At 68.5% G+C, this 17,762-nt stretch carries 18 protein-coding genes; 6 read left to right on the top strand and 12 right to left on the bottom strand.

Translation table 11 applies throughout. The features are described 5' to 3' along the window. Window positions 1–10: 10 nt before the first annotated feature. Window positions 11–1,873, bottom strand: a complete 1,863-nt coding sequence (locus tag F3J18_RS05545; RefSeq protein WP_166911843.1) for a tetratricopeptide repeat protein — start codon at window positions 1,871–1,873, stop codon at window positions 11–13. Window positions 1,874–1,961: 88 nt separating this feature from the next. On the opposite strand from F3J18_RS05545, the gene mutM reads away from it, so the two are divergent. Beyond that, window positions 1,962–2,789 carry a bifunctional DNA-formamidopyrimidine glycosylase/DNA-(apurinic or apyrimidinic site) lyase gene (gene mutM / locus F3J18_RS05540; protein ID WP_013699414.1) on the top strand — a complete coding sequence of 276 codons (828 nt, stop codon included), beginning with the start codon at window positions 1,962–1,964 and terminating at the stop codon, window positions 2,787–2,789. Window positions 2,790–2,796: 7 nt separating this feature from the next. Beyond that, complete coding sequence (gene mutY, locus F3J18_RS05535; protein ID WP_166911841.1) at window positions 2,797–3,912, top strand: A/G-specific adenine glycosylase; 1,116 nt, start codon at window positions 2,797–2,799, stop codon at window positions 3,910–3,912. Between the two features lie 81 nt (window positions 3,913–3,993). On the opposite strand, the gene F3J18_RS05530 is transcribed toward mutY, so the two are convergent. From F3J18_RS05530 to kdsD, 11 genes are all read right to left on the bottom strand, one after another. After that, window positions 3,994–4,629 (bottom strand): LON peptidase substrate-binding domain-containing protein, encoded by a 636-nt coding sequence (locus F3J18_RS05530; protein WP_025097002.1) that lies wholly within the window; start codon window positions 4,627–4,629, stop codon window positions 3,994–3,996. Between the two features lie 32 nt (window positions 4,630–4,661). Next, entirely contained in the window at window positions 4,662–5,555 is an 894-nt protein-coding gene (gene rapZ / locus F3J18_RS05525; protein WP_013699411.1) for an RNase adapter RapZ, read from the bottom strand. Between the two features lie 110 nt (window positions 5,556–5,665). Further along, window positions 5,666–6,634, bottom strand: a complete 969-nt coding sequence (gene hprK, locus F3J18_RS05520; RefSeq protein ID WP_013699410.1) for an HPr(Ser) kinase/phosphatase — start codon at window positions 6,632–6,634, stop codon at window positions 5,666–5,668. A 125-nt stretch (window positions 6,635–6,759) separates the two neighbouring features. Further along, window positions 6,760–7,272: a PTS sugar transporter subunit IIA gene (locus F3J18_RS05515; RefSeq protein WP_025097001.1), complete on the bottom strand. Its 513-nt coding sequence runs from the start codon at window positions 7,270–7,272 to the stop codon at window positions 6,760–6,762. Window positions 7,273–7,485: 213 nt separating this feature from the next. After that, window positions 7,486–7,851 (bottom strand): ribosome-associated translation inhibitor RaiA, encoded by a 366-nt coding sequence (gene raiA / locus F3J18_RS05510; RefSeq protein ID WP_013699408.1) that lies wholly within the window; start codon window positions 7,849–7,851, stop codon window positions 7,486–7,488. A gap of 150 nt (window positions 7,852–8,001) precedes the next feature. Beyond that, window positions 8,002–9,507, bottom strand: coding sequence for an RNA polymerase factor sigma-54 (locus tag F3J18_RS05505; protein ID WP_166911839.1), 1,506 nt, complete (start codon window positions 9,505–9,507; stop codon window positions 8,002–8,004). Window positions 9,508–9,697: 190 nt separating this feature from the next. Further along, window positions 9,698–10,474, bottom strand: a complete 777-nt coding sequence (gene lptB / locus F3J18_RS05500; RefSeq protein WP_025096999.1) for an LPS export ABC transporter ATP-binding protein — start codon at window positions 10,472–10,474, stop codon at window positions 9,698–9,700. Then, the gene (gene lptA, locus F3J18_RS05495) at window positions 10,471–11,139 is read right to left on the bottom strand and encodes a lipopolysaccharide transport periplasmic protein LptA (protein WP_166911837.1); all 669 of its coding nucleotides are present in this window, start codon (window positions 11,137–11,139) and stop codon (window positions 10,471–10,473) included. The genes lptB and lptA overlap by 4 nt, the downstream gene beginning before the upstream one ends. Window positions 11,140–11,157: 18 nt before the next feature. Continuing rightward, the gene (gene lptC, locus F3J18_RS05490) at window positions 11,158–11,772 is read right to left on the bottom strand and encodes an LPS export ABC transporter periplasmic protein LptC (protein WP_025096997.1); all 615 of its coding nucleotides are present in this window, start codon (window positions 11,770–11,772) and stop codon (window positions 11,158–11,160) included. 3 nt (window positions 11,773–11,775) lie between these two features. Continuing rightward, complete coding sequence (locus tag F3J18_RS05485) at window positions 11,776–12,315, bottom strand: HAD family hydrolase (protein ID WP_025096996.1); 540 nt, start codon at window positions 12,313–12,315, stop codon at window positions 11,776–11,778. Continuing rightward, entirely contained in the window at window positions 12,315–13,298 is a 984-nt protein-coding gene (gene kdsD, locus F3J18_RS05480) for an arabinose 5-phosphate isomerase KdsD (protein ID WP_025096995.1), read from the bottom strand. The genes F3J18_RS05485 and kdsD overlap by 1 nt, the downstream gene beginning before the upstream one ends. A 153-nt stretch (window positions 13,299–13,451) precedes the next feature. Here kdsD and F3J18_RS05475 point away from each other — a divergent pair, with 153 nt between their 5' ends. The 4 genes from F3J18_RS05475 (at window position 13,452) to F3J18_RS05460 (ending at window position 17,733) form a co-directional block, all read left to right on the top strand. Further along, on the top strand, window positions 13,452–15,452 hold the full coding sequence (locus F3J18_RS05475) for a monovalent cation:proton antiporter family protein (protein ID WP_166911835.1): 2,001 nt from the start codon (window positions 13,452–13,454) through the stop codon (window positions 15,450–15,452). A gap of 123 nt (window positions 15,453–15,575) precedes the next feature. Beyond that, window positions 15,576–16,142: an adenine phosphoribosyltransferase gene (locus tag F3J18_RS05470; RefSeq protein WP_025096993.1), complete on the top strand. Its 567-nt coding sequence runs from the start codon at window positions 15,576–15,578 to the stop codon at window positions 16,140–16,142. 110 nt (window positions 16,143–16,252) lie between these two features. Further along, window positions 16,253–16,867 carry a LysE family translocator gene (locus F3J18_RS05465; protein WP_123036050.1) on the top strand — a complete coding sequence of 205 codons (615 nt, stop codon included), beginning with the start codon at window positions 16,253–16,255 and terminating at the stop codon, window positions 16,865–16,867. A gap of 8 nt (window positions 16,868–16,875) precedes the next feature. Then, on the top strand, window positions 16,876–17,733 hold the full coding sequence (locus F3J18_RS05460; protein WP_166911833.1) for a DUF4743 domain-containing protein: 858 nt from the start codon (window positions 16,876–16,878) through the stop codon (window positions 17,731–17,733). Window positions 17,734–17,762 lie beyond the last annotated feature (29 nt).

Genomic DNA, 17,762 nt, shown 5'->3' with positions numbered 1-17,762 from the left:
ATCGCGACGCTCACAGGCCCTGTACCTCGAAGCGCTTGAGCGTGTTGACCAGCGTGTCGTTGTCGGGCTCGAGCTTCTGCGCGGCGCGCCAGGCGTCGCGTGCCTTGTCCTGCTGGCCGCTCTTCCAGAGCACCTCGCCGAGGTGCGCGCCGATCTCGGCGTTCGGCTGCAGGCTGTAGGCGCGCGAGAGGATCTTTTCGGCCGTCGCGTTGTCGCCCAGCCGGTACTTGACCCAGCCGAGGCTGTCCATGATGAAGGCATCCTTGGGCGCCAGCGCGCTGGCCTTCTCGATCAGCTCGTTCGCCTCGGGCAGGCGCTGGTTGCGGTCTGCCAGCGAATAGCCGAGCGCGTTGTAGGCTTGCGGATCGTTGGGCTGGGCGCGCATCAGCACGCGCAGCTGCTGCTCCATGGTGGTGTACTGGCCGATCTTCTCCGAGGCCATCGCGTAGTCGTAGCGCAGGTCGGGATCGTCGGGGAAGGCGTCGACGGCCTGGGCGAGCCGGTCGGCCGCCTCGCGGTAGCGCTTGGCCGAGAACAGCAGCGAGGCGTCGGTGCGCGCGATCACGGCCGCGTCGCGCGGATCGTTGACCTGCAGGCCCGCCAGCACCTTGCGCGCGTCGTCGACCTTGCCCTGCTTGGCGAGGATCTGCGCGCGCGTGACCTGCGCCGGAATGTAGTGCGGGCTGGCCGGGTCGATCTTGTCGAGCCACTGCGAGGCCTGCGCGTCGTTGTTCTGCTCGACCGAGAGCTGCGCGAGGTAGACGTAGGCCTGGCCGACATCGGCATCGGGCAGCTTCTGCGCCGCGTCGATGTACTGCTTCAGGTACTTGGAGGCGTCGTCGAGCTGCTTCTGCTGGATCTTGATCAGGGCCAGCGCCATCAGCGGCGCCGGTTCCTTCGGATCGTTGCGGTGCATGGTCTCGAACTGCTTCTGCGCGTCGTCGAGACGATTGTCGGCCAGGTAGAGCTGGGCCAGCGCCAGGCGCCCTTCGCGCGCCTTGGGGTTCTGCTGCACGTATTTCTCGAACGAGACCACGCCGATCGCGCGCTCGTCGGGGCCCATCTGCGAGAGCATCAGGGCGGCCGGCAGGTAGTCGGGCTTCAGTTCCAGCGCCTGCTTCAGCGAGGTGACGGCGGCCGGCTTGTCGTCCACGGCAAGCTGCTGGCGGGCGATCGCCAGGCGCGCCTCGGGGCGGATCAGGTCGTCCTTGAGCAGGTGCTGCAGCACCGTCAGGCCGTCCACGCGGTTCGGGCCGCGCGCGATCAGGGCCTGCAGGGCCAGGATCGCGTCGCCGCGGTTGTCGCCGTTGGTGCGGGCCAGCTCGCGGCCCAGCAGCGGCTCGGCGTCGAGCGGCTTGCCGGCCAGCACCAGCAGGGCCGCATCGACCTGGGCCGCGCGATTCGAATCGGGTGCGTACTCGCGCCACAGGTTCGCGGCGGCCAGCGCGTCGGCCGGGCTTTGCGCGGCCAGCGCGATTTCGGTGGCGCGCTGCGCCATCCGCGGATCCTTGGTATCGCGCGCCAGGGCGAGATAGGTCTGGAAGGCGGGCGCCGGCTGGGCGCGTTGCAGCGCGACCTCGGCCGCCAGTACCTGGTAGACGATCTGCGCGCTCAGCGGCACGCCGGGCAGGTCCTTCTTTTCGTCGGGGAAGGCCGGCGAGAAGGCGCTCTGCGTCAGCGCATCGTCGTCGGCCGCGCCGGCCGGCGCGGTGACGGCGGCGCCGGAGGCGGGCGTCTGGGCGTGAACGGGCATGGCGCCGAACGTCCATGCGGCGAGCAGCGCGGCGCCGAGTGCGCGGCGGACCGGGAAGGCGAACGCACGGCGCGCGTGGGCGGCGGGGCGCTTCGAAGACAGCGTCGAGGACAAGGTCATGGAAATCCGTTCGAGGTTTCGGACGATTGTAACGCGCTCGCTACAATACGCGCACCATCGCCCCTAGCCACCCACAGACCACAAAACCATGCCAGAGTTGCCGGAAGTCGAGGTTACACGTCGCGGAATCGAACCCTTCGTCGCCGGGCACCGCGTCAGGCGCGTCGACGTGCGCACCGCGATGCTGCGCTGGCCCGTCCCCGAGAATTTCGCGGCGGCGCTCGAGTCGCGCGAGGTGCTGCGCGTCGAGCGGCGCGGCAAGTACCTGCTGTTCGAGCTCGACGCCGGCTGGTTCATCGTCCATCTCGGCATGACGGGCACCTTGCGCGTGCTGCCGGGCGGCGTCGCGCCCCAGGCCGGCAAGCACGACCATATCGACTGGATCTTCGACGCCTGCGTGCTGCGTTTTCGCGACCCGCGCCGCTTCGGCGCGGTACTCTGGCACCCGCGCGAGCAGGGCGACATCCACGAGCACCACCTGCTCACCAGCCTCGGCGTGGAGCCGTTCTCGCCGGCCTTCACGGCCGCGCTGCTGTACCGACGCACGCGCGGGCGCACCGTTTCGGTGAAGCAGGCGCTGCTGGCCGGCGACATCGTGGTCGGGGTCGGCAACATCTATGCCTCGGAAAGCCTGTTTCGCGCCGGCATCCGGCCGACCACGGCGGCTGGCCGGGTCTCGCTGCCGCGCTACGAGCGGCTGGCCGAGGCGGTGCGCGCCACGCTGGCCGACGCGATCGAGCGCGGCGGCAGCACCTTGCGCGATTTCGTCGGCAGCAACGGCGAAAGCGGCTATTTCCAGCTCGACTGCTTCGTCTATGATCGCGCGGGCGAACCGTGCCGCGTATGCGGCACGCCGATTCGCCAGATCGTGCAGGGCCAGCGGTCGACCTATTTCTGTCCGAATTGCCAGCGTTGAAAACATCTTGAAACCCCCACCTACCCAAGCGGCGCCGGCCGCGCCCGCGACACCGCTCGAAGCGAGCTTCGCCACCCGCCTGATCGCCTGGCAGCGCGAGCACGGCCGCCACGACCTGCCGTGGCAGAACACGCGCGATCCGTACCGGATCTGGCTGTCGGAAATCATGCTGCAGCAGACCCAGGTATCGACGGTGGTGCCTTATTACCAGCGCTTCCTCGAGCACTTCCCCGATGTCGCCGCGCTGGCCGCCGCGCCGGCCGACCAGGTGATGGCGCTGTGGGCCGGGCTCGGCTACTACACGCGGGCGCGCAACCTGCATCGCTGCGCGCAGGTGGTGATGAACGAGCATGGCGGGCGCTTTCCCGAATCTCCCGAGGCGCTCGCCGAGCTGCCCGGCATCGGCCGCTCGACCGCGGCGGCGATCGCCTCGTTCGCGTTCGGCGCGCGCGCGCCGATCCTCGACGGCAACGTCAAGCGCGTGCTGGCACGCGTGTTCGGCGTGGAGGGGTTCCCGGGCGAAAAGCGCGTGGAGAACGGGATGTGGGCGCTGGCCGAGCGGCTGTTCCCGCGCGAAGCCGACGATGCCGGCATCAGCGCCTACACGCAGGGGCTGATGGATCTCGGCGCGACCTTGTGCGGGCGCGGCAAGCCCGATTGCAAGCGCTGCCCGTTCGCGGCCGACTGCGTGGCCAATACCACGGGCCGGCAGCGCGAACTGCCGGCCGCGCGCCCGAAGAAGGCGGTGCCGACGCGGCGCACCTGGATGCTGGTGCTGCGCGACGGCGACACGGTGCTGCTGGAGCGGCGCCCGCCCACCGGCATCTGGGGCGGCCTCTGGAGCCTGCCCGAGGCCGACGGCGACGCGGCGGCCCTGCAGCGCGTGCGCGAATTCGGCGCCGAGGCGGTGATTCCGCTGGCGCCGTTCACGCATGTCTTCACGCATTTCCGGCTGGAGATCGAGCCGCGCATCGCCGACATCGGCGCGGCGCAGGCGACAGGCGGCATGCTGGTGGCGGCCAGCGCCGATACCGAATGGGTGCCGCTGGCGCGGCTCGACGCCTATGGCCTGCCGGCGCCCGTGCGCAAGCTGCTCGACAGCCTGAGCGGGCCGCTGATCTGAGAAGAGGGAAGATGGGCGCGGCGCGCCTCTGGGCGCCGCGCGAGCTTGAAGGGGTAGCCGAGCCTGGGGCGGGCCTGAGCCTCAGAGCCAGTCGTGACGCTTGAGCACCTGATGCACGGCGTCGATGCGCGCGCCCACGTCGGGAAACTCCATCAGCTTCTGCCGCATTCGCAGGTCCAGCGGCAGCACCTCGGCGAGGCGATTCGCAACCCAGCTCGGCTCGTCGAAATGGAAGGGCTCGAGAAACGGCAGCTCGCCCGACTTCACGTTGCGCAGCGCCTCGATGATCCGTTCCAGCACTTCCGCGCAGGCGCCGAACTGCGCGATCGACAGTTCGCCGTCGAGCGGCTGGTCCTCGGGCAGCGGCTCGGCGATGCCGACCAGCAGCCCGTTCGATTCGACGCGATGCGAGAGCAGCTCGAAACGCTGGGTGCCGACCGTGCGCAGCAGCAGCATGCCGAATTCGCCGGTATCGCATTCGATGATCTCGGCCATGCAGCCGATCGTCTCGGGCACCGCCACCTCATCGTCGTGCGCCACCTCGGGCCCGCTCTTGAGCAGGCAGACGCCGAACGGCAGCTTCTCGCGCAGGCAGGCGCGCGCCATGTCGACGTAACGCGCCTCGAATACCTTGAGCGGCAGCAGGCCGCCCGGAAACAGCACCGTGTGCAGCGGGAACAGCGGCAGATCGACGAGCCGCGTCGAAAGCGAGGACATGCGCAGCCTCCTGGAGAGGTGCGGCTCGGGCCTTAGCTGACGAGCCGCGATGACGCCTCGGCATCCACCGGTGCGTCACGATGCCGCACAATCACGTTCGCCTGCTGCGACAGACGCGCGGCGAGCGTCTCCGCAATGAACACCGAGCGATGCTGGCCGCCCGTGCAGCCGATCGCGACCGTCAGATAGCTGCGGTTGTCGTCGCGGAAATGCGGCAGCCATTTGACGAGGAAGCTCTCGATGTCGTCGATCATCTGGTGGACGATCGGCAGTGCATCGAGGAAAGCGATGACGGGCTGGTCGAGCCCGGTCAGCGGCCGCAGCTCGCGGTCGTAATAGGGATTCGGCAGCGCGCGCACGTCGAACATGAAGTCGGCGTCGAGCGGCACGCCGCGCTTGAAGCCGAAGGATTCGAACATCAGCACCAGGGCGTCGTTCTGCTGCTCGATGAAGCGTTTCACCCAGGTACGCAGCACGTTCGCGCGCAGGTTGCTGGTGTCGATCTCGTGGCCGAAGCCGGCCAGCGGCGCGACCAGCTCGCGTTCGCGCTCGATCGCCTCCTCCAGCGAGGACAGCAGGCCGACATCGGCGTCATGCGAGGGCGAGCCCGACAGCGGGTGACGGCGGCGCGTTTCCGAGAAGCGCTGGATCAGCGCCTGGGTGCTGGCATTGAGGAACAGCACACGCACGTCGTGATGCTGCGACAGCTCGCGGATCAGGCCGGGCATCTCGTCGAGCGAGCCGCTCGAGCGCGCGTCGATTGCCACCGCCAGGCGGCGCTGGCCTTCGTCGGCGATATAGCGGACGAGTTCGGGCAGCACGCGTGGCGGGAGATTGTCGACGCAGTAATAGCCGGAGTCCTCGAGCGCGTTGAGCGCGACGGACTTGCCGGAGCCGGAGATGCCGGTGATGAGGACGATGCGCATGGGAGGGCTGGAATCCAGACGGTTCATCATAGCACCGGCTTACCGCCCCTGTATGACAGGGCGGGGCGTGGCATGGTGTGACGGCGCGCGCCCGGCGCGCCGGTTCGGCGCTAGACCAGCTTGCCGGGAAACTGGCTGTCCGGGTCCTGCATGGCCAGCCGCTGGCGGTCCATGAAGTCGCGCAGCGTGTCGATGCCGCGCAGTTGCAGGATCGTATTGCGCACGGCCGCCTCGACCAGCACCGCGAGGTTGCGGCCGGCCGCCACCTGGATGGTCACCTTGCTGATCGGCAGGCCCAGCACGTCGACGGTCTGGCTTTCCAGCGGCAGGCGCTGGAATTCGCCGTCGGGGCGCCGCACCAGCTGGACGATCAGCTTGAGCTTCATCTTCCGGCGCACCGCGGTTTCCCCGAAGATGGTCTTGATGTCGAGCAGGCCCAGGCCGCGCACCTCGAGCAGGTTCTGCAGCAGCGGCGGGCAGCGGCCCTCGACGAAATCGGGGCCAAGTCGCACGAAGTCGACCGCGTCGTCGGCCACCAGGCCGTGGCCGCGGCTGATCAGTTCGAGGCCCAGCTCGCTCTTGCCGAGGCCCGAATCGCCGGTCAGCAGCACGCCCATGCCGAGGATGTCGAGGAACACGCCGTGCAGCGTGGCGCGCGGCGCGAGGATGCGCGACATGTACAGGCGCAGGCTGTCGATCACGGCGGCGGCCGACATCGGCGTGGTGAACAGCGGCGTGGACGAGCGCGTGCAGCGCAGCACCAGCTCGGGCGGGGCGGCGGCGCCGCCGGCAACCACCAGGAACGGCGGTTCGAGGGCGATCAGCTCGGCCATGTGACGCGAGCGATCCTCGTCGGTCTGGCGCTGGTAGTACTCGATCTCGGCCTCGCCGAGCACCTGGATCCGGTTCGGGTGGATCAGGTTCAGGTGGCCGACCAGGTCGGCGCTGGAGGTCGCATTGCCGACCGTCTCGGCGGAAAAGCCGCGTTCCCAGCCTTCATGCCCCGTCAGCCAGCTCAATTTCAGCATGGCTGCGTTGTCGTCGAAGATGCTCTGGGCGTTGATGCTGGACGTATCCATGGACTGCGTCACTCCAAATGGCCGGTGCGGCGAGGCGTCAGCGCTGCGGCGCCGGGACCGGCTGCGGGCGGGCAGGCCGGGCGGTGGACGCCGCCCGTCGTGGGGCAGCTTCCGCCCGAATCAGCTCAAGGTTGCCATTGAGTGAGGAGTCGATGCAACTCGTGGCGATCCGGTTCGGTATGCAGGCGTTCGCGCGCGTCGCGGTCGGACAGCAGTTGCGCGATTTCGGACAGGATCTCGAGGTGCTGCTGGGTGGCCTGTTCGGGCACCAGCAGGAAGATGAGCAGCGAGACGGGCTGGCCGTCCGGGGCTTCGAAGGGGATCGCCTCGGCGAGGCGCACGAAGCCGGCCAGCGGATGCTTGAGGCCCTTGATGCGGCCATGCGGAATGGCGACGCCTTCGCCGAGACCTGTCGAGCCGAGACGCTCGCGCGCGAACAGGTTGTCGGTGACGATGCTGCGCGCGATGCCGTTCTGATTCTCGAAAATCAGGCCGGCTTGTTCGAACACGCGTTTCTTGCTGGTGACGGAGAGGTCGATGACGACATTCTCCAGTGGCAGGATTTTGGCTAGGCGATTCATGTTGGCAGGCAAGGGGGTGGCCTGGGGTCTCCTCGCGGCGTTGGACGAAGTTTCCATGTCGGGCAGGATGCGAGGCGTCGATCGAGGCAGGCTTGTGTGCACGTCAAGCCGGAGCGCCGACGCCACCCGGTAATAACCCGCACATTATAGAGCACGGACGTTCGCATGGTGCGGCGTGAGCGACCTGGTTCGTACGCCACGCCATGCCGACGTGGAACGAAAAACCGCCCGTCGGAACGGGCGGTTTGGCGGGCGCGCGAGGCGCCGGGTTCATTGCGGCGGCTGTTCGGCCTGGTCGACGATGGCCGGTTGATGCTTGATCGGATCGTGCGCGTGCGTCTGCAGACGTTCCATGTGCTTGACCACCTGGCGGTCGAGCTTGTCGATCAGCAGATCGATCGCCGCGTACAGATCGCCGTTGATGCTTTCGACGAAAATCTCTTTCTTGCCCTTCAGGTGCAGGTTGATTTCCGCACGCTGCCGCTTGTCCTTTTCCTTATGGTTGTCGACCGAGAGGATCACAGTGCCATCAATCACCTGGTCGCTATGCCGTAGCACCCTATCGAGCTTGGTGATCACGTGTTCGCGAATGGCAGGCGTCACTTCGAGATGGTGTCCACTGATCTTCAGGTTCATAGTGCTTCTCCATGCAGGTGACCCCGGCGTATCTACAGGCGGCGTCTGCCGGCGGGAGCGATCTCCGTTGATCGATGCGGAGCGGGCCCCGGGGGCGGACTATGCCTTCGACAGCGCGGTGGCCGGAAAACGCCCGCCGCGAGCAGCGGGCTACAGAGACTTGCGCAGATTCACCGCGGGGATCTTGAGGGCTTCGCGATACTTCGCAACGGTGCGGCGCGCGACCACGAAGCCTTGTTCCGCCAGCAGCTCGGCTATTCGGCTGTCCGAAAGAGGAGATTTCTGGTCTTCGGCTCCTATCAGTTGCTTGATGAGGGCGCGGATTGCCGTGGAAGAGGCAGCGCCCCCGGTATCCGTCGACACGTGTGATCCGAAGAAGTACTTAAATTCAAGAGTGCCGAACGGGGTCAGCATGTACTTGCCGGTTGTCACACGGGAGACAGTCGACTCGTGTAGGCCCAGCGTATCAGCTATTTCCCGCAAAACCAAGGGGCGCATGGCAATTTCACCATGCGCGAAAAAGTTTTTCTGACGCTCCACGATGGCCTGCGCGACACGCAGGATGGTCTCGAATCGCTGCTGGATATTCTTGATCAGCCAGCGCGCTTCCTGGAGCTGCTGCTTGAGCGAACCGGCGCCCGGATCGCCCCGGCTGTTGCGCAGGATATTGGCGTACAGGTGGTTGATGCGCAGCTTCGGCACCACCTCGGGATTGAGCTCGGCGAGCCAGTTCTGGCCGCTCTTCCTGACCATGATGTCGGGCACCACGTAGTCCGCCTCGGTCTTGCCGTAGGCGGCGCCCGGGAAGGGCTCCAGCGAGCGGATCAGCGCATGGGCGTCGCGCAGTTCGTCGTCGTTGGCCTTCAACTGCTTGCGCAGCCGCGTGAAGTCGCGCGCGGCCAGCAGCTCGAGATGCTGGGAGACGATGTCGAGCGACAGCGTGCGCGTGGGGGACGGATCGAGCCGCAACAATTGCAGGCGCAGGCATTCGGATGCCGAGCGCGCGCCCACGCCGGCCGGGTCGAAGCTGTGCAGCAGCGCCAGCGCGGCGCCCAGTTCGTCGAGCTCGACCTCCAGTTCCTCGGGCAGGTCGGTCAGGACCTCGTCGAGCCCCGCGCCGAGATAACCGTCGTCGTCGAGCGATTCGATCAGGAACATCACCAGCGCGCGGTCGCGCGGGCCCGCCTGGGTCACGCGCAATTGCGCGGACAGATGCTCGCGCAGCGAGGTCGAGGCCTCGTGCACCTGCAGCGGCGGGAGGTCGTCGTCGTCGGAGGCGCCCGAGGAGCGGCCGTAGTCGTCGAGATTCCACTGGCCCGAATCGCCGCTGTCGGCGTTGTAGTCGTAGTCGTCGCCATTGCGCGAGTCGTCGCGTTCGCCGCGCTCGCCGGAAGTCTCGCTGCCGTTCGAGCCGCCGCCGTGCATCGGCTCGGGCGTCGAGGAAGGCGGGCTCTGCGCGATCAGCGAGCCGTCGGCGGCCACGCGCAGCGGGCTCGCGATCCATTCGTCGTTCTCGAGCAGCGGATTCTGGGCGACGGCCATCGCGACTTCCTGCTGCAGTTCGAGCGTCGACAGCTGCAGCAGCCGGATCGACTGCTGGAGCTGGGGCGTGAGCGCGAGGTGCTGCGACAGGCGAAGTTGGAGGCTGGCTTTCATGGCAAAAAGGAATCGTTACCTGAAGTTTGCCACGTAGGCGGCGCGTTGCGGGAGGCGGGATGATACGAAGCGCGCGATGCGCCGGCCCGTGCGTGGTCGCCGGGACGGCGCACGGAGCTTGCGACCGGGCGCGGATGCCCGGCGGGCCGGCAGGCGGGGCGGCGCCGGGCACGCGGCGCCACGCGCCGGCTTACATGCGGAAATGTTCGCCGAGATAGACGCGGCGGACGCTTTCGTTCTCGATGATGTCCTGCGGGGCGCCGGCGGCGAGCACCGAGCCGTCGCTGATGATGTAGGCGTGGTCGCAGATGCCGAGCGTCTCGCGCACGTTGTGGTCGGTGATCAGCACACCGATGTTCCGTTGCTTCAGGAACTTGACGATCTTCTGGATCTCCAGCACCGCGATCGGATCGACGCCGGCGAAGGGCTCGTCGAGCAGGATGAAGCTGGGGTTGCTGGCCAGCGCGCGGGCGATCTCGACGCGGCGGCGCTCGCCGCCCGACAGCGACAGCGCCGGGTTGTCGCGCAGATGGCCGATCTGCAGCTCGTCGAGCAGGGCCTCGGCGCGCGAGGTGATCTCGTCCTTGCTAAGCAGCTTGCCGTTGTCGCCGTGCTGCAGCTCGAGCACGGCGCGGATGTTTTCCTCGACGGTCAGCTTGCGGAACACCGAGGCTTCCTGCGGCAGGTAGGACAGGCCCAGCGAGGCGCGCTTGTGGATCGGCAGCAGGCTGATCGGGCTGCCGTTCAGCGAGATGTCGCCGGCATCGAGCGGCACCAGGCCGACGATCATGTAGAAGGAGGTGGTCTTGCCCGCGCCGTTCGGGCCGAGCAGGCCGACCACTTCACCGCTCTTCACGTCGAGGGACACGTCCTTGACGACGGTGCGCGAGCCGTAGCGCTTCTTCAGGTTGCGGACCACCAGCGAACTGGTGGTGCCGGCGGGCTGGCGGTTCGGCAGGGCGTTCACGGGTTCGGCTCCTGGATCGAGTTCGACGGCGCGAGCGTGGCGCTCGCGCCGTTGAGCGGGGCCGGGCCGCCGTTCTTGGGCGACAGCATGGCGCGCACGCGGCCGGTCGGATTGCCCGGCGCGGCCACGTCGTTGCCGCCCTTGGCGGTGTAGAAGTCACGCTGGCCGTCGTAGGTGATCACGCTGCCGTGCACCGTGTCGGACACCGTCGTGAGGCCCTGCAGGCGGCGCACCGTGGCATTGCGCGTGAGCGTGGTGAGATCCTGCTTGCCGTCGTAGTCGATGCGCTCGGCATCGCCGTCGATGTACTCGTCGAGGCCCTCGCGCTTCTGGCGGAACGAGGCGTGCTTCTTGCTGCCCGGCGCCATGGTGGCGGTCGCGTACTGGTAGCCCTGCGGATCCTGGCGCACCTCGACGCGGTCGCCCTTGATCAGGATCGTGCCCTTCGTGATCACGACATTGCCGGTCGCGACCGTGACCTGCTTCAGGTCGTCATAGGTCAGGTTGTCGGCTTCGACGTTGATCGGCTTGTTCTGGTCCGCCTTTTCCGCATGCGCGAGCGACACGGCGCCGGGCAGCGCCAGCGCGACGAAGGCCGCGGCAAGCCCGGCGCGGACAGCGCGCCGCGCGCCGCCGATGAAAAAACTAGGGAACGATTCGTTCATGCAGTCACGCAAGCTGGGTTACTTGGATTGGCCGGAAGGGCCGCCGGACACGTCGGACGCGGCGATCGTGCCGCGGACGTTGCCGTACAGGTCGATGACCCGGGTGACATTGTTGTACTTCATGCCGTTGGTCGCATTGGCGATCGACAAACCGCGCTGAAGTTTAACCGGCTTTTCGGTCTCGATCACATCGTCGTTGACGAGCACGCGGAAATGTTCGGAATCGGCTTCCATCGGCGGATCGCCGGCGCCGGCCGCGCGCAGGATCCTGGCGTCGTCGTAGAGATCGACGATCGACACGTCGCCGTTGACGGTGCCGCGCCTGGAGGTGGCCGTGACCACCGGCTTGCCGGGCTGGAACGCGCGCATCGCCGGCTGGGTGAGCTGGCTGGTCTCGTCGTCCTCGTAGTGGATCAGCTTGGCGGCCGTCAGCCGGTACTGGGTCGCGCCCGACTGGTCGAGCTCGGTGACCGAGAAGTTGTCGGCGAAATAGTCGGGCGAATGCGTCTTCGGGCGCGCCACCGCCTCGCCCGGCGGCGGCAGGGTGGCCTGCAGCAGCCAGTAGGTGACGCCGGCCAGCGCGGCCAGCGCGAGGATCGGCAGCAGCGAGCTCAGGTGGAGGCGGGGGAACATGCGTCAGGCTCCGAGCGCGGCGGCCAGCAGGGCCTCGTAGCGGCCCTGGGCGCGCAGGATGGTGTCGACCACCTCGCGCGCGGCGCCATGGCCGCCGCGTGCCTCGGACACCCAGTGGGCGCGCGCGATCACGTCGGGATGCGCGTTGGCCGGCGCGGCCACGAAGCCGCAGCGCGCCATCACGCCGAGGTCGGGCCAGTCGTCGCCCATGTAGCCGCATTCGTCGGACTTGAGGCCGGTGGCCTGCAGCAATTCGGCGAAGGCGCTGAGCTTGTGCTCGACGCCCTGGTACAGATGGCTGATCCTCAGTTCCCTGGCGCGCACCGCGACGATCTCCGAGCGGCGCCCGGTGATGATCGCGGTGTCGATGCCGGCCTCGCGCAGCAGCTTGAGGCCGTGGCCATCCTGGGAGTTGAACGACTTCATGGTGTCGCCGGCGGCCGTGAAGTGCAGGCCGCCGTCGGTCAGCACGCCGTCGACATCGAAAATCATCAGCTTGACGCGGCTCGCGCGTTCGGCGGCCGTGGCGGGAGCAGCGGACATCAGATCACCTTCTTCGAGAACAGGTCGTGCATGTTGAGCGCGCCGATCAGCACGCCGTCGGCATCGGTCACCAGCATCTGGTTGATCCGATAGCGTTCCATCAGTTCCACGGCCTCGACGGCCAGGTGATCGGGGGCGATGCTGCGCGGGTGGCGCGTCATCACGTCGGCGATCGGCAGGCGGCGGAAATCGCCGTCGCGCTCGAGCACGCGGCGCAGGTCGCCGTCGGTGAAGATGCCGGCCACGCGGTCCTGCTCGTCGATCACCACGGTCATGCCCATGCGTTTGGCGGTGATCTGGAACAGCGCGTCGGAGAGCGTGGCGGTGAGGCGCACGGTCGGCACCTCGTCGCCGGTGCGCATCACGTCGCGCACGTGGGTCAGCAGGCGCCGGCCCAGCGAGCCGCCCGGATGCGAGCGCGCGAAATCGTTGGGACCGAAGCCGCGCGCGTCGAGCACCACCACCGCCAGCGCGTCGCCCAGCGCGAGCGCGGCGGTGGTGCTGGCGGTCGGCGCGAGGTTCAGCGAGCAGGCTTCCTTCTCGACGCCGGCATACAGGTGAACATCGGACAATTGCGCGAGGCTCGACTGCGGCCGGCCGGTCATGGCGATCAGCTTGGCGCCGAGCCGCTTGATCAGCGGCAGGATCGCGACCAACTCCTCGGATTCGCCCGAATTGGAGATCGCGATGAAGACATCATCGGCCGTTACCATACCCAGGTCGCCATGGCTGGCCTCGGCCGGATGCACGAAGAAGGCGGGGGTGCCGGTGCTGGCCAGCGTCGCGGCGATCTTGCGCGCGATATGGCCGGACTTGCCGATGCCGGAAACCACCACGCGCCCGCGGCAGTTCAGCAGCAGGCCGACCGCGCCGACGAAGCCGCCATCGAGCTGGTCACGCAGTGCGCGTACGGCGTCCGCCTCGATGTCGAGCACGTCGCGGGCGAGCGCGAGCGCCCGGTCATCATTGATTTTCGCTATCATGCGCGGAGTATAGCAAAGGCGTTTGTTCGCCGCGCCGGGCGCCAGGACCGCGCTCCCGACGGAGTCATGTCCTCGCCCACCGCGCCGCCCCCGGGGCGGCACCACCCGCGTCCGCCTGCCGCGACGCCCTGACGAACGAGGACTCTTTTGCACGTGATTTCCCCGCTCGAAATGACGCTCCTGCTGCTGCTGGCTTCAGTGGTGGGTGTGGTCGTGTTCCGCTCGCTGAACCTGCCGCCGATGCTCGGCTACCTGACCGTCGGCATCGTGGTCGGCCCGCACGCGCTCGGTTTCGCGGGCGACCTCGAACGCGCCGAGCACCTGGCCGAGTTCGGCGTGGTGTTCCTGATGTTCTCGATCGGCCTGGAGTTCTCGCTGGCCAAGCTGCGGGCGATGCAGAGGCTGGTGTTCGGGCTCGGGCTGATGCAGGTGGTGGTCACGCTGGCGGTGGCGGTGCTGCTCGGTTTCGTCTTCGAGCGCTGGGTGCACATCACCTGGCAGGGCAGCGTCGCGCTGGGCGGCGCGCTGGCGATGTCCTCGACGGCGATCGTCTCGAAGATGCTGGCCGAGCGGCTCGAGATCGAGACCGCGCACGGGCGCAACATCTTCGGCGTGCTGCTGTTCCAGGACCTGGCCGTGGTGCCGCTGCTGATCGTGATCTCGGCCTTCGGCGGCGAATCCTCGAAGGACCTGATGGTCACCCTGGGCCTGGCGGCGGTGAAGATCGTGATCGCGCTGGCGCTGCTGCTGTTCGTCGGCCAGAAGTTCATGACGCGCTGGTTCAACGTGGTGGCGCGGCGCCGCTCCCAGGAACTGTTCGTGCTCAACCTGCTGCTGGTCACGCTCGGCGCGGCCTTCATCACCGACCGCTTCGGGCTGTCGCTGGCGCTGGGCGCCTTCATCGCCGGCATGCTGATCTCGGAGACGCCTTACCGGCACCAGGTGGAGGAGGACATCAAGCCGTTCCGCGACGTGCTGCTCGGCCTGTTCTTCGTCACCACCGGGATGCTGCTGGACCCGCGCGTGATCTGGACCCACCCGTTCCTGGTGATCGGCTTCTTCGTCGGCCAGGTCGGCCTGAAGGCGGCCACCATCACCGGCCTGGCGCGCCTGTTCGGCGCCGCGCCGGGCGTGGCGATGCGCACCGGGCTGGGCCTCGCGCAGGCCGGCGAGTTCGGCTTCGTGATGCTGAACCTGATCCTCGACCGCCACCTGGTCGACAGCACCCTGCTGCAGGCGATCCTGGCCTCGATGCTGCTGTCGATGCTGGCCGCGCCGTTCCTGATCCAGAACGCCGACCGGATCGTGATGCGCCTGTCCTCGACCGAATGGATGCAGCAGTCGCTGCAGATGACGCGCATCGCCACCCAGAGCCTCAAGCAGCAAGGCCACGTGATCATCTGTGGCTACGGCCGCGCGGGCCAGAACCTGGCGCGCATGCTCGAACAGGAAGGCATCGCCTATGTCGCGCTCGATCTCGACCCGGATCGCGTGACGGCCGCGGCCGCGGCCGGCGAATCGGTGGTGTTCGGCGACGCGGCGCGCCGCGAATCGCTGCTGGCCGCCGGTATCCACCGCGCCGCGGCGGTCGCCGTCACCTACGCGAACACGCCTTCGGCGCTGCGCGTGCTGCACAACGTCCACGAGCTCGAGCCCAGCCTGCCGGCGATCGTGCGCACGGTCGACGACGCCGACCTGGAAAAGCTGCTGGCGGCCGGCGCCACCGAGGTGATCCCGGAAATCGTCGAGGGCAGCCTGATGCTGGCCTCGCACACGCTGGTGCTGATGGGCGTGCCGATGCGGCGCGTGGTGCGCCGCGTGGAGGAGATGCGCGACGAGCGCTACAGCCTGCTGCGCGGCTATTTCCGCGGCGCCGACGACGCGGACGACGACGACCACGAGCAGGTGCGGCTACAATCGATGCCGGTCGACGCGCGCTCGGACGCGGTCGGCCGCTCCCTCGAGGAAGTCGGGCTCTACGCGCTCGGCCTCGAGGTCACGGCGATCCGCCGCCATGGCATCCGTGGCGTCGAGCCGGACCCGGAAACCAAGCTGCGCGCGGCCGACATCCTGGTGCTGCGCGGCTTGCCGGAGGCGCTGTCGATGGCCGAGGAACGGCTGTCGCGCCATCGCCGCGAGGGTTCCGCCGCCTGATCGTCCCGCCGGCCGCCACCCGCGGCGCAGGCGGGATCGACGGTTTCGACCCCGTCATTTCTTTCAATTTGCTTGTCATGAACGGCGCGCGGGCCCACGTGCGCCGTTTTTTCGGAGAAGTTCATGAGCCACCAGCCATCGGGCGTGTCGCCCGATCCCGCCGAGTTCGTCCGCCGCCACGTGCGCACGGTGCCGGACTGGCCGCAGCCGGGCGTGCAGTTCCGCGACATCACCCCGATCCTGCAGAGCGCGAAGGCGCTGCGCGTGCTGGTCGACCTGCTGGTCGAGCGCTATGTGGAGGCCAAGCTCGACTACGTGGCGGGGCTCGACGCGCGCGGCTTCATCATCGCGCCGATCGTGGCCTACGAGCTCGGCGTCGGCTTCGTGCCGATCCGCAAGCTCGGCAAGCTGCCCTACAAGACCCAGTCCGAATCCTACGAGCTCGAATACGGCAACGCGACCGTCGAGATCCACGAGGATGCCTGCAAGCCCGGCGACCGCGTGATCATCGTCGACGACCTGATCGCCACCGGCGGCACCATGATGGCCGGCAAGAAGCTGCTCGAACGGCTCGGCGCGACCGTGGTGGAAGGCGCGGCGATCATCGACCTGCCGGAGCTGGGCGGCTCGGCGCTGCTGCGCGGCGCCGGCCTGCCGCTCTATACGGTCACCGAGTTCTCGGGCCACTGAGCCCGCGCCCGGCAGGCCCGCAGGCTTGCCGGGATCGCGTCGCGCTCGCGTGCCGCCCGCGCGATGCGTCATCGATTCGTTTCTTCCTCTCGTTCCAGCGAGCCCTTGCCATGCCGAACTTCCTGCTGTTCCTCGCCGCCTCGATCGCGATCACGGTCGCGCCCGGTCCCGACAACCTCCAGGTGCTCGCGCGCGGCATCTCGCAGGGCCGCGCCGCGGGCCTGGTGGCCGCGCTCGGCTTCTCGGCCGGGGTGCTGTTCCACACCACGCTGGCCGCGTTCGGCGTGGCCGCGCTGCTGCGTTCCTCGCCGGTGGCCTTCCATATCCTGAAGTTCGCGGGCGCGGCCTACCTGATCTGGATCGGCATCAAGGCACTGCGCAGCCAGGGGCTGGCCACCGCCGACACGCGTCCTGCGCAGCCGCTCGCCACGATCTTCCGCCAGAGCGTGATCGGCAACATGCTCAATCCCAAGGTGACGCTGTTCTTCGTGGTGTTCCTGCCGCAGTTCGTCGACGTGCACGGCGGCCAGGCGGTTTCGCTGCAGATGTTCGAGCTCGGCGTGCTGTTCATGCTGCAGTCGGCCGTGGTGTTCTCGATCTTCGGCCTGGGCGCGGGCGTGCTGGGCGCCTGGCTCAAGCGCCGGCCGCGTGCCGGCGTCTGGCTGGACCGGCTGGCGGGTGCGACCTTCATCGGCCTGGGCCTGCGCATCGCCCTCAAGGACTGAGGCCGGCGATGCGCTTCCCCTGCCTTGCCGCCGCGCGCCGCTTCGATGCCGGCGCCCATCTGCCCTTCGTGATCGCCGGCCAGCAGGTCGGCTGGATTCGGCGCGGCGACGTCGCCGCGCTGGCTCGCTGGCCCGACGTGTTCGAGATCGATGCGCGGCGTGTGATGCTGGCCGAGACGCTCGACACGCCCGATACGCGCAGCATGGCGCTGGCCAGCGTGATCGGCGCGCTGGCCGCCGAGGGGCGGATTCCGGGCTGGCGCAACGAGATCTACGCGATCCGCAACGAATTCGACGCGCCGCCGCTGGCCTATATCGAGCGCGCCGCCTCGCGCTTGTTCGGCACCATGACCTACGCGGTGCACCTGAACGGCATCGTAGAATACGCGACCGCGCAGCCGCTGCGGATGTGGATCGGCCGGCGCAGCGAGAGCAAGGCCACCGACCCGGGCATGCTCGACAACGTGGTGGCGGGCGGGATCGGCTGGGGCCTCGGCATCGAGGACACGCTCGCCAAGGAATGCTGGGAAGAGGCCGGCATCCCGGCCGCGCTGGCCGCGCGCGCGATCGCGGGACGCACCGTGCACGTGCTCTGCGAGATCCCGGAAGGCACCCAGGCCGAGCAAATCTTCGTCTACGACCTGCCGCTGCCGGCCGATTTCGTGCCGCGCAACCAGGACGGCGAAGTGGCCGAGCACCGGCTGGCCGGCGCCGACGAGGTGATCCGCTGGCTCGAGGCCGGCCAGGCCACCATGGACGCGAGCCTGGCGATCCTCGACAGCCTGCTGCGCCATCGCGCCCTGGCGCCCGGCGCGGTACCCGGCATCGACGCGCTGTTCGCGCCGCCGCCGGGCGCGGCGCCCTGAACGCTTCAAGCGACGCTCGCCGGCCTGCC

It is taken from the genome of Burkholderia sp. Ax-1720, from assembly GCF_011753035.1.
In the GTDB taxonomy this organism is placed as follows: Bacteria; Pseudomonadota; Gammaproteobacteria; order Burkholderiales; family Burkholderiaceae; genus Burkholderia; species Burkholderia gladioli.
This window is presented reverse-complemented; position numbering and strand designations above follow the sequence as displayed.

Excerpts from the sequence above, each read along its gene's own strand:
- F3J18_RS05545 (WP_166911843.1), bottom strand. The coding sequence starts at position 1,873 with ATGACCTTGTCCTCGACGCTGTCTTCGAAGCGCCCCGCCGCCCACGCG.
- mutM (WP_013699414.1), top strand. The coding sequence starts at position 1,962 with ATGCCAGAGTTGCCGGAAGTCGAGGTTACACGTCGCGGAATCGAACCC.
- F3J18_RS05530 (WP_025097002.1), bottom strand. The coding sequence starts at position 4,629 with ATGTCCTCGCTTTCGACGCGGCTCGTCGATCTGCCGCTGTTCCCGCTG.
- rapZ (WP_013699411.1), bottom strand. The coding sequence starts at position 5,555 with ATGCGCATCGTCCTCATCACCGGCATCTCCGGCTCCGGCAAGTCCGTC.
- hprK (WP_013699410.1), bottom strand. The coding sequence starts at position 6,634 with ATGGATACGTCCAGCATCAACGCCCAGAGCATCTTCGACGACAACGCA.
- F3J18_RS05515 (WP_025097001.1), bottom strand. The coding sequence starts at position 7,272 with ATGGAAACTTCGTCCAACGCCGCGAGGAGACCCCAGGCCACCCCCTTG.
- raiA (WP_013699408.1), bottom strand. The coding sequence starts at position 7,851 with ATGAACCTGAAGATCAGTGGACACCATCTCGAAGTGACGCCTGCCATT.
- F3J18_RS05505 (WP_166911839.1), bottom strand. The coding sequence starts at position 9,507 with ATGAAAGCCAGCCTCCAACTTCGCCTGTCGCAGCACCTCGCGCTCACG.
- lptA (WP_166911837.1), bottom strand. The coding sequence starts at position 11,139 with ATGAACGAATCGTTCCCTAGTTTTTTCATCGGCGGCGCGCGGCGCGCT.
- lptC (WP_025096997.1), bottom strand. The coding sequence starts at position 11,772 with ATGTTCCCCCGCCTCCACCTGAGCTCGCTGCTGCCGATCCTCGCGCTG.
- F3J18_RS05485 (WP_025096996.1), bottom strand. The coding sequence starts at position 12,315 with ATGTCCGCTGCTCCCGCCACGGCCGCCGAACGCGCGAGCCGCGTCAAG.
- kdsD (WP_025096995.1), bottom strand. The coding sequence starts at position 13,298 with ATGATAGCGAAAATCAATGATGACCGGGCGCTCGCGCTCGCCCGCGAC.
- F3J18_RS05470 (WP_025096993.1), top strand. The coding sequence starts at position 15,576 with ATGAGCCACCAGCCATCGGGCGTGTCGCCCGATCCCGCCGAGTTCGTC.
- F3J18_RS05465 (WP_123036050.1), top strand. The coding sequence starts at position 16,253 with ATGCCGAACTTCCTGCTGTTCCTCGCCGCCTCGATCGCGATCACGGTC.
- F3J18_RS05460 (WP_166911833.1), top strand. The coding sequence starts at position 16,876 with ATGCGCTTCCCCTGCCTTGCCGCCGCGCGCCGCTTCGATGCCGGCGCC.